The sequence below is a fragment of the Daejeonella sp. genome, assembly GCF_049655485.1.
In the GTDB taxonomy this organism is placed as follows: domain Bacteria; phylum Bacteroidota; class Bacteroidia; order Sphingobacteriales; family Sphingobacteriaceae; genus Daejeonella.
Genome location: NZ_JBASJU010000264.1, coordinates 1 through 8,880 on the forward strand (window position 1 = coordinate 1; position 8,880 = coordinate 8,880).

Genomic DNA, 8,880 nt, shown 5'->3' on the forward strand with positions numbered 1-8,880 from the left:
CCATCAGTAAGAATCAAATTGTAAACTATTTAAGCATCTCATCACTCGGAACAGCGTTTAACCTCACCCCTTTCCTTCTTACAATCCCATTCCTCGTAAAAACTTTAGTACCTCTGCACGGGCAGGGGGTTTTCTGGGGATATATGGCTTGCATTTTAGGCTTTACTATGTTTAATCATTTCTTCAGTTTATGGCTGAAAAGAAAGGTAAATCTAAATGCATTCTGGATGCTTGGGTTTTTTGGTTTCCTGCTTATCCTGTGGGCTTTGGAGTTTTATTTTAAACTAATATCCCTGTCAGCTATTTCAAGAGACATCCTTAATACCATAATCAGGCAGCCCTTAGCTTCTGTTATACCTTTGATAGTCGCACTGGCAATGTTCATGATTAATCATCGATACTTAAAAAGCAACCTCTACCTGGAAGAACTCGAAACGTCAAAAACTTCAGTTAAGTCAAACACGGATATTCCTTATTTGGATCGGTTCGGAAAAGTAGGGGATTTGGCGGCAAACGAACTAAAACTAATATTAAGAAACAAACGTCCCCGCTCTGTATTAATGATGTGTTTAATGTTCATGTTTTACGGACTTATTTTCTATAATAATCCAGCGTATGATGGATATGGGGCGATAGTTTTCTGTGGGATGTTCATGACAGGCATTTTCATCATTAATTACGGACAATTTATGTTCAGTTGGCAGAGCGCCCATTTTGACGGTTTGCTTTCGGCCAGGATCAAACCTGAAGATTTCTTCAAATCTAAATTTCTACTGTTTGATGTATTCTCCACGTTTTGCTTCTTATTGACAATACCCTACGTATATTTTGGCTCGAAGGTATTAATAGTTCACTTTGTGATGTACCTCTGGAATCTTGGTGTAAATACTATTCTTGTACTTTATTTTGCGAATCAGAATTATAAGCGGATTGACTTAAGTAAGGGGGGTACTTTCAATTGGGAAGGTGTCGGAGCATCACAATGGATCCTGTCTATTCCCTTAATGATTACTCCCTTCTTAATATATCTGCCTCTAAACTATTTTGATTACCCAGAGATTGGTCTGGGGGCGATAGCTATTATTGGGTTATCCTTTATTTTAAGCCGGGAATTCTGGCTAAGAAGGCTGGTAAACATATTCAAAAGCAAACGTTACCTGATCGCAGAGGGTTTTAGAAATCAATAATATGATCGAAATAACAGACTTAGAAAAAATTTATAATGGCGTCAGGGTTGTGAATATCCCTGAACTTTCTATACATACCGGAGAAACGATCGGACTTATCGGCAATAATGGAGCAGGTAAAACAACCTTGTTCAGGATGATGCTCGATCTGATCCGGGCGGACAAAGGCATGATTCTATCCAAAGACAAAAACGTTGCTGAGACGGAAGAATGGAAAAATTATACTGCATCCTATTTAGATGAAGGCTTCCTGATCGACTACTTAACCCCCGAGGAATATTTTTACTTCACGGGCAGCCTGTTCAATCTTAGCAAAGCTCACGTTGACTCAGAATTGAATAAATTCTCTGAGTTTTTTAATGGTGAGATTCTGAAGCGCGGCAAATATATCCGTGATCTTTCAAAAGGAAACCAGGCGAAGGTTGGTGTTGTTGCAAGTCTTTTGCAAAATCCCGAACTTCTTATGCTGGATGAGCCTTTCGCTAACATCGATCCCAGCACTCAAATCAGGCTTAAAAACATGGTTAAGGAGCTCAGTGTGAACAAAAGAATCACTACCATAATTTCCAGCCATGATCTGAATCATGTTACTGATGTATGTGAAAGAATAATTCTGATGGAAAAAGGAAAAATTATAAAAGACATTGCAACCAATTCTAATACCCTTAAGGAATTGGAAGAATATTTTTCGGTTTTATCGTAAAGCTTTATGAATTTTAACCTAACGGGAATGTTATGAACCTGAACAAAATCTTACTCTTTAGCACTTTTATCCCGGTGAGCTTTTTTTCATTAAGCAATATCGGGGAAACTGGAAAACATATTTTAGAAATGGAAAAAATAAATGCGGATACGGGAATGAACATAGTCGCCGATGGCGCCACGCCAAACTTGGTATCCAGTCAGTTTAGTTTTACTGAAGGACCTGCTGTTGACAAACATGGAAACGTGTTTTTTACTGACCAGCCTAATGACAAGATCTGGAAATATGATACTAAGGGCGAACTGTCTGTATTTCTAGAAAAAACCGGGCGTTCTAATGGTATGTACTTCGACAAAAAAGGTAATTTGATCACGGCGGCCGATGAAAATAATCAGCTCTGGTCGATAGGCGCAGATAAGAAAGTCACGGTTATATTAGACAATTTTGAGGGTAAACGTTTCAATGGGCCCAACGATCTATGGATCGATAAAAAAGGGGGTATCTTTTTCACAGACCCATATTATCAGCGCCCTTATTGGCAGCGGAAAAAGCCCGAATTAGCTGATGAACGCCTGTATTACCTGCCAAAAGGCAAAAAGCAAGCGCTTGTAGTAGACAGTAATTTGGTAAGGCCAAATGGAATCGTTGGTTCAGCAGATGGAAAGGATCTTTTTGTGGCTGATATTGATGACAATAAAATATATAAATACGAAATCAATAAGAATGGAACCCTGTCTAACCGGGTACTGTTTGCACCGATGGGATCGGACGGTATGACATTGGATAATAAAGGTAATTTATATCTTACGGGTAAGGGCGTAACAGTTTTTGATTCGGAAGGAAAAAGAATTTTGAATATCCCTTTACCTGGCTGGACAGCAAATGTGTGTTTTGCAGGTGCAAACAGAGACGTATTATTTATCACTGCCAATAAATCGGTTTACACTCTGCAGATGAATGTGAAGGGAATAAAATAGAAAAAAGAACAAAATCAAAGAATAAAACCTCTTAGTTTCAGATTTTAGGTCAACAAAAAAGGCCTCCCTAATAGGGAAGCCTTTCACTCAATTATTGCTTTTTATTCAGCTGCAGATTCTACAACTTCGCCTTTAATATAAATGACTTTTATAGGAGTTTTAGCATTCGATCTGATTGTTAATCCCTTACTGAATGGAGCAACCGCTGCTGCATTATAAGATACTGTAATTGTTCCTGTTTGACCTTTAAGAACAGGGGTATTAGTGTATTTCGGAACGGTACATCCGCAAACACTTTCAATGTTGCTAATGATCAAAGGCTCGTCGCCAACGTTAGTGAATTTAAACTCTACACTTACAGGTTTGCCCTGCGGAATTTTACCAAAATCATAAGTTTCCTTTTCGAATTTGAATTCTGCTTGAGCATCTACTTTGAAGGCTGAGATAGCGGCGAAAAGAAAGACAACGCTGCAAAGAATAACTAGTTTTTTCATATGATATTTTGTTTTTAAATCCGCACATGCGGTAAAAAGCTGTTAATTTTTGACAGCTAGACGTTTACAATTAATTGGTGATAAATGTATTAATTATTTTACTTATTCACATTAATGTTCTCAAAACTACACAATTCCTTGCTCCCGAAGTCATTTTATAATCAGGCTAATCAAAATGTTACTGCATTACACAACAGCTAACGAATACTATGTAAAACTATTATCGTACATAAAAGTTTAATAATGGATTCAACTGCAATGAAGTTACAACCAATGCTGCTTTCGATTATAGCTATTATCTTCAGTTTCTCCTGCGGGAAATTAGAGTATAGTCCTAACCAAAAGTTCGACAAAACTTCTCCACGTGATTTAAACGCGGCCAATCTCAAAAGGTTACTGTCCCTTCCTGCTGACGATACTATTCGCTTTGTATTAAGCGGCGATTCGCAACGGGCGTATGATGATTTAGGGGTGTTCGTTGATAAAGTCAATGCAACTCCCGGGATTGACTTCGTCATTCTGAACGGTGATATCTCTGATTTCGGGCTACTCCAGGAGTTCAAATGGATAGAAAAACAGTATTCAAAATTGAAAGTCCCCTATGTGGGTATTATAGGTAACCACGACCATTCCGGGAACGGAGTGTATGTTTATCAACGGATGTACAGCGAACAATTAGACTTTAGCTTTATATATAAAGGAGTCAAATTCGTATGCCATAACACTAATAGCAGGGAATATAACTTCAATGGGACAGTCCCTGATCTGAATTTCCTGGCAGCTGAATTCAAACCAGAGGCTGGTGTTAAAGGATATTTCGCTATTGCGCACGTCCCCCCCACGAGCGGCGATTTCGATCAAAAGCTTTTTGAGGAATATGGGAAAATCCTGACGAATAATGGTAAAGTTTATGCAGTGTTGAATGCACATGTCGACAAACAATCCCTAAAGTTTCCGTACACACCTGATCTTCCGGTTATTACCACTAATTCTTTATATAACAGGCATTTCCTCGTTGTGGAAGTCGTTAACAACACATTTGAGTACTATAATGTTGCATTCTAGAAAATCTTTTTTCTTACTGGTATTATTTCTGCTTTCGGTCTCAACATCGGTAAGAGCGCAGAAATTCCTTATACCAGAAACTGCAATGCTTCAACGGGCCGGTAGTATCGGATATAACAGTTTTGGTATTGGATATAATTTGTTCGGAAATAAAAAAGGGAGCCTTGATTTAGCCTGGGGTTATGTTCCGAAATCAAAGGGCGGAAGGCAGGATATTTTTGCGGCTAAATTCGCTTACCGCCCACTGGACATTCAGCTTAAGAATATAGGAATTCTACACCCTTTAAATCCCGGATTGTTCGTAACCCATCATCCGGGTGGAAAATTCCATACACTTTTAGACAAGGAACAATATCCCGACGGGTACTATTGGTGGTCTTCGGCAGTGAGGTTCCATATTTCAGCTGGCACGGAGCTTAAAATAAACACCCCAAAAAGCCTGGCTAAAACTGGAGTAGACCAAATCGCCTTGTACGGGGAGTTTAATACCAACGAACTTTATTTTGTAAGCTGGTTTAAAAATCGTGATAAACTCCCTTTCAGAGATATCTGGAAGCTGGGTTTTGGGGTGAAAGCATACTTCTGACTTTTAAGGGTGCAATCGAACAACTTAAAGTTCCTTAACGAAATTAAAAACGTCGATCTGGCTTTTTATCTTCCGAAATTCGTACACCAATGGTACGGCCATACAGTTCTGTGCCATCTAATTCATCGATAGCTTTCTGACCTGCAGCGTCATCCTCCATTTCAACAAAGCCAAAGCCCTTGCTCCTGCCACTTTGTTTATCAATGATTAACTTAACTGAACTAAGTTCTCCATATTTTTCAAAGAGTTCTCTTAGCTCTTTCTCATCAACTTTGAAGGGTAATCCTCCTACGAAAATATTCATATGCTTATAATTGATTGGTTTAGTTTTGCTTTCACTTCGTCAATTGCGTTTGATAGTAAGGGTGCTGGTCAACACGGGTAATTCCGTCTTTCCCTACAAGTAACTTCTTTATTCTTACCTATAACGCCTATTAAATATAAAATTAAGCAAAGTATGTCATATCGATCGTAACAAAAGCATTCTGCAACAGATTAAGATTTATCCTCTTTTTTAAGCCAGTCCAGAAGTGAGGGGAACTCAAAGCTATACTGAAGTTCCTCTGCAACCCGGCAACTGGAAATGATTTTCCATTCCCCCTTCTCTGGCTTAAAATCGGGTTTCTTGCTACCTTCTTCTTTAGCGGCAAGAGTATAGAATTCTTCCCTGGATGGATGAGTCGGAGCACAGCCATTGTATATGCCCGAAGCGTCCTTATCGCTTATCAGGCAATTAATGATCCCGATTACATCATTAAGATGGATCAAATTCACCGGGGCGTATCCATTGGGAACTTGAGTTTTACCTGCGAAAAAATTTCCAGGCATGCGCCCCGGCCCGATCAAGCCGGCAAGCCTTAAGCAAATAAAATTTACATCCAGTGCACGAAGCTGACTTTCAGCATCGGCCATTAATTTTCCGGAATCAGTTTCAGGTGAGATGCTTGTAAATTCATTGACAGTATCATTACTATTTCCGTATACTGAAGTAGAGCTAATGAGGATAAGTTTTGACACGTCGCTATGTTGAATTTGCTTGCAAACTAAATCAATCATCCTTCTATAATTGTCAAATCCAGAAGGGTTTTTTCTACCCGGAGGAATCGTTATAATTAAAATTTCTGCTTTAAAGAACTTTTTTAGATCGGGGATTGCTACAGAGTCCGAGAAATGTACTAAATAAGGGTCAATCCCGTCCGTTTTCAGGATTTCCAGCTTGGACTGGGTAGTCGTGGACGCTCGAACTGTAAATCCCTGATAAATAAGGCTTTTAGCAAGAGGGTAACCTAACCAACCGCAACCTAATAAACTAATTACCCTATTTGTGCTTGCTAACATGGCTACAAAAGTAAACTTCTTTAGGGATGATTTGTTTTTGGCACTGACTTTGAATTTATCCTATCATGAGACTATTCTACAAATGAATTGTTCATTAACCTTAATAATTAAACTTTTAAACAGATGAAAAATACAAAGATCAAAATAGCAACATTAGGATTAGCAATTGCGACATCAACTATGTTATTTCAAAGCTGCGCTACCGCAACTAAAACTCAAAAAGGTGCTGTTATAGGTGCTGGAGTAGGTGGTACAATAGGTGCGATCATTGGAAAGAAGGCTGGTAACACTGCTGTTGGAGCAATTATCGGTGGAGCTGTTGGTGGAACAGCTGGTGCTGTGATTGGCCGCAAAATGGATCGTCAGGCAGAAGAAATTAAAAATACTGTTCCAAATGCTGAAGTCATTCGCGAAGGTGAAGGTATCATTGTAAAATTTGATTCAGGTATCCTGTTCGACGTTGATCAAGCTGCTTTGAAGAGTGCCGCAAGGACGAATATTGAAAGCCTGTCAACATCTTTAAAAAATAATCCTCAGACAAACATCTTAATTGTTGGTCATACCGATGCAAGTGGTACTGATGCACATAATTATAGATTGTCTGAAAGACGCGCGGCATCCGTGAAATCTTATGCAGTAAGCCAGGGCATTGCTTCTTCAAGGTTAACAACCGAAGGACGTGGTGAAACCGAACCTATCGCTGACAACACTAGCGATTCAGGAAAAGCACAGAATCGTCGTGTGGAAATCGTTATCGTAGCAAACGAAGCGATGAAAGCTGAAGCAAGAAGCGGTCAATAACAACCAATTCATATACTTGTTAACCCTGTCCGATATCCGGACAGGGTTTTTTTATGAACTTGAATATACCTGGAGTTGAATTATCTTGTGTTGCCTACCACTTATTTCGGTCTTTAGTGCTGATAATGTGCGCCAGATGATGTTCGCCATGCCATGCATACAAAGCGACAACCTCAATTAATTTTGATTGCTTTTTGTAAGCAGGGTGATAATATGTTCTCTCCAGCTGATTATTATCTAAGGACTCCAGAAATGCGACCAGTCTTTGATGCAATGAGTCAAGCAGGTACAGTGACATTTCGACATCCCCATGTTTCGCCTCTTCACATTCAGCCCACAATGCTTCGTTATAAGGTCTAACCTCTGGATTCACTTCCGTAACTGCCAGTTTTAATCGGATATAAGCATTCATATGACTGTCAGGCAGGTGATGAACTACCTGACGCAAGGTCCATCCTCCATCCCTATATGGGGTATCTAGCTGGTCCATTGTTAAACCACTCACTGCGTTTCGCAACCTTGCCGAAAGTGAACGCATACTTTCTATTGCCGAAGCGAATTCATCCCGTTCAGGGTTATAATGAAATTTGCCAATTGGATATTTAAGCAGTTCGATGTTTTCTTCCATTTTTACTATTATTAAGTTAAATCATAAATGCAATCATCTTAAGCGCATGGGTTCCTAATTCGTAATCCCCTGATACCTGCCAATATTGCTGGGCTTCGGAAATGTCAATTCCACGTGAAAAGAGCATCCATGCAATATTCTGGTCGATATATACCTGCGTCACATCCGCTGTTCCAGATTGCGTAAATTTCCATGTTGCTTTATCCCTAATTATTGACCAGCTTCCGCCTGCATCTCCAACAATATTAACCTGTAACATTACTTCATCTGATGCCTCTATGTGCCGAAAATGATAAGGAAGTGCAAGCATACTTACTTCCAGAAAAGGCCGGTACAGCTCGGGTTCGAGCACCGGCTTGCTTCCAACTGCCAAACGGATCTGCTGCTGATGATGCCACCGCTCAGTATACTCGCGGGCGATATCGAACCATGTTTGCGATTGCTCTTCCCCTGCCCAGGAAACGGGAAATGTTGCGGGTGCATTCAGATCAAGAGTGAGTAAGTATTCATAAAAATCATCCTGGGCTGCAGACAGCTGCTTTACTAAAACCCGGGCACTAACTCTTTTATATGCATCAACCCAGCTTGCATTTAAGGAGTTGAGATAATTTAGAAGTTCCTCATATGAATTTAATTCCGGCGCTTTTGCGAAATGATTGTCACGCCCTGATGATATCCTTCTCAATGATGTGTCAAGCAGGTGAGCGGCTACATCTTTTACGCACCACTCCCTGCAAAGTGTCGGGCTATTCCACTGAGCCGGCGTCAATCCTTCAAGCAGCTCAATTAGCGCGGAATTTAGCTTTGGGAAGAGGTGTAATACCGGAATCATAAATATTTAAGAATGCAGGACCATATTGATCCGCAATTAAAAATTCATTGGAGGATGTTTCATATTAAATCCTGTAGCATTTTGATATGTACGGGCGATCTGCATGAGTTTTCCCTCCCCGAACAACTGTCCGGTGAAGGTGATAGTTCCAGGTAAGTTATCTCTGAATCCATTAGGCAGAACAACACAGGGGTGACCACTCAAGTTCGTTACCCGAAGGTTCTGTCCAAAAGCAGGCGCAACGAACACATCAATACCTTTCATTTTTT

Annotated in this window: 12 protein-coding genes; 6 read left to right on the plus strand and 6 right to left on the minus strand. The window is 39.9% G+C overall.

What is annotated here, in order from left to right; all coding sequences use genetic code 11:
- From WBJ10_RS11280 to WBJ10_RS11290, 3 genes are all read left to right on the plus strand, one after another.
- Nucleotides 1–1,187: DUF5687 family protein (locus WBJ10_RS11280; protein WP_424290339.1), on the plus strand; the 1,187-nt coding region annotated here is incomplete at its 5' end.
- A gap of 1 nt (nucleotide 1,188) precedes the next feature.
- Complete coding sequence (locus WBJ10_RS11285) at nucleotides 1,189–1,890, plus strand: ABC transporter ATP-binding protein (protein ID WP_424290341.1); 702 nt, start codon at nucleotides 1,189–1,191, stop codon at nucleotides 1,888–1,890.
- Between the two features lie 32 nt (nucleotides 1,891–1,922).
- Nucleotides 1,923–2,867 carry an SMP-30/gluconolactonase/LRE family protein gene (locus WBJ10_RS11290; RefSeq protein ID WP_424290343.1) on the plus strand — a complete coding sequence of 315 codons (945 nt, stop codon included), beginning with the start codon at nucleotides 1,923–1,925 and terminating at the stop codon, nucleotides 2,865–2,867.
- 101 nt (nucleotides 2,868–2,968) lie between these two features.
- Here WBJ10_RS11290 and WBJ10_RS11295 read toward each other — a convergent pair whose 3' ends face one another.
- Entirely contained in the window at nucleotides 2,969–3,361 is a 393-nt protein-coding gene (locus WBJ10_RS11295; RefSeq protein ID WP_424290345.1) for a DUF1573 domain-containing protein, read from the minus strand.
- Between the two features lie 243 nt (nucleotides 3,362–3,604).
- Here WBJ10_RS11295 and WBJ10_RS11300 point away from each other — a divergent pair, with 243 nt between their 5' ends.
- Together WBJ10_RS11300 and WBJ10_RS11305 are read left to right on the plus strand one after the other, a co-directional pair.
- The gene (locus WBJ10_RS11300) at nucleotides 3,605–4,426 is read left to right on the plus strand and encodes a metallophosphoesterase family protein (RefSeq protein WP_424290347.1); all 822 of its coding nucleotides are present in this window, start codon (nucleotides 3,605–3,607) and stop codon (nucleotides 4,424–4,426) included.
- Nucleotides 4,413–5,012: a hypothetical protein gene (locus WBJ10_RS11305; RefSeq protein ID WP_424290349.1), complete on the plus strand. Its 600-nt coding sequence runs from the start codon at nucleotides 4,413–4,415 to the stop codon at nucleotides 5,010–5,012. The genes WBJ10_RS11300 and WBJ10_RS11305 overlap by 14 nt, the downstream gene beginning before the upstream one ends.
- A 43-nt stretch (nucleotides 5,013–5,055) precedes the next feature.
- Here WBJ10_RS11305 and WBJ10_RS11310 read toward each other — a convergent pair whose 3' ends face one another.
- Nucleotides 5,056–5,316 carry an RNA recognition motif domain-containing protein gene (locus WBJ10_RS11310; RefSeq protein ID WP_424290351.1) on the minus strand — a complete coding sequence of 87 codons (261 nt, stop codon included), beginning with the start codon at nucleotides 5,314–5,316 and terminating at the stop codon, nucleotides 5,056–5,058.
- A 191-nt stretch (nucleotides 5,317–5,507) separates the two neighbouring features.
- The gene (locus tag WBJ10_RS11315; protein WP_424290353.1) at nucleotides 5,508–6,350 is read right to left on the minus strand and encodes an NAD-dependent epimerase/dehydratase family protein; all 843 of its coding nucleotides are present in this window, start codon (nucleotides 6,348–6,350) and stop codon (nucleotides 5,508–5,510) included.
- A gap of 123 nt (nucleotides 6,351–6,473) precedes the next feature.
- Between WBJ10_RS11315 and WBJ10_RS11320 the strand changes: the two genes are divergently transcribed.
- On the plus strand, nucleotides 6,474–7,151 hold the full coding sequence (locus WBJ10_RS11320) for an OmpA family protein (protein WP_424290355.1): 678 nt from the start codon (nucleotides 6,474–6,476) through the stop codon (nucleotides 7,149–7,151).
- A gap of 94 nt (nucleotides 7,152–7,245) precedes the next feature.
- Here WBJ10_RS11320 and WBJ10_RS11325 read toward each other — a convergent pair whose 3' ends face one another.
- From WBJ10_RS11325 to WBJ10_RS11335, 3 genes are all read right to left on the minus strand, one after another.
- Entirely contained in the window at nucleotides 7,246–7,779 is a 534-nt protein-coding gene (locus tag WBJ10_RS11325) for a YfiT family bacillithiol transferase (RefSeq protein WP_424290357.1), read from the minus strand.
- Nucleotides 7,780–7,795: 16 nt separating this feature from the next.
- Nucleotides 7,796–8,611 (minus strand): maleylpyruvate isomerase family mycothiol-dependent enzyme, encoded by an 816-nt coding sequence (locus tag WBJ10_RS11330; RefSeq protein WP_424290359.1) that lies wholly within the window; start codon nucleotides 8,609–8,611, stop codon nucleotides 7,796–7,798.
- 36 nt (nucleotides 8,612–8,647) lie between these two features.
- The coding region (locus WBJ10_RS11335) for a hypothetical protein (protein ID WP_424290361.1) at nucleotides 8,648–8,880 on the minus strand (233 nt) is incomplete at its 5' end.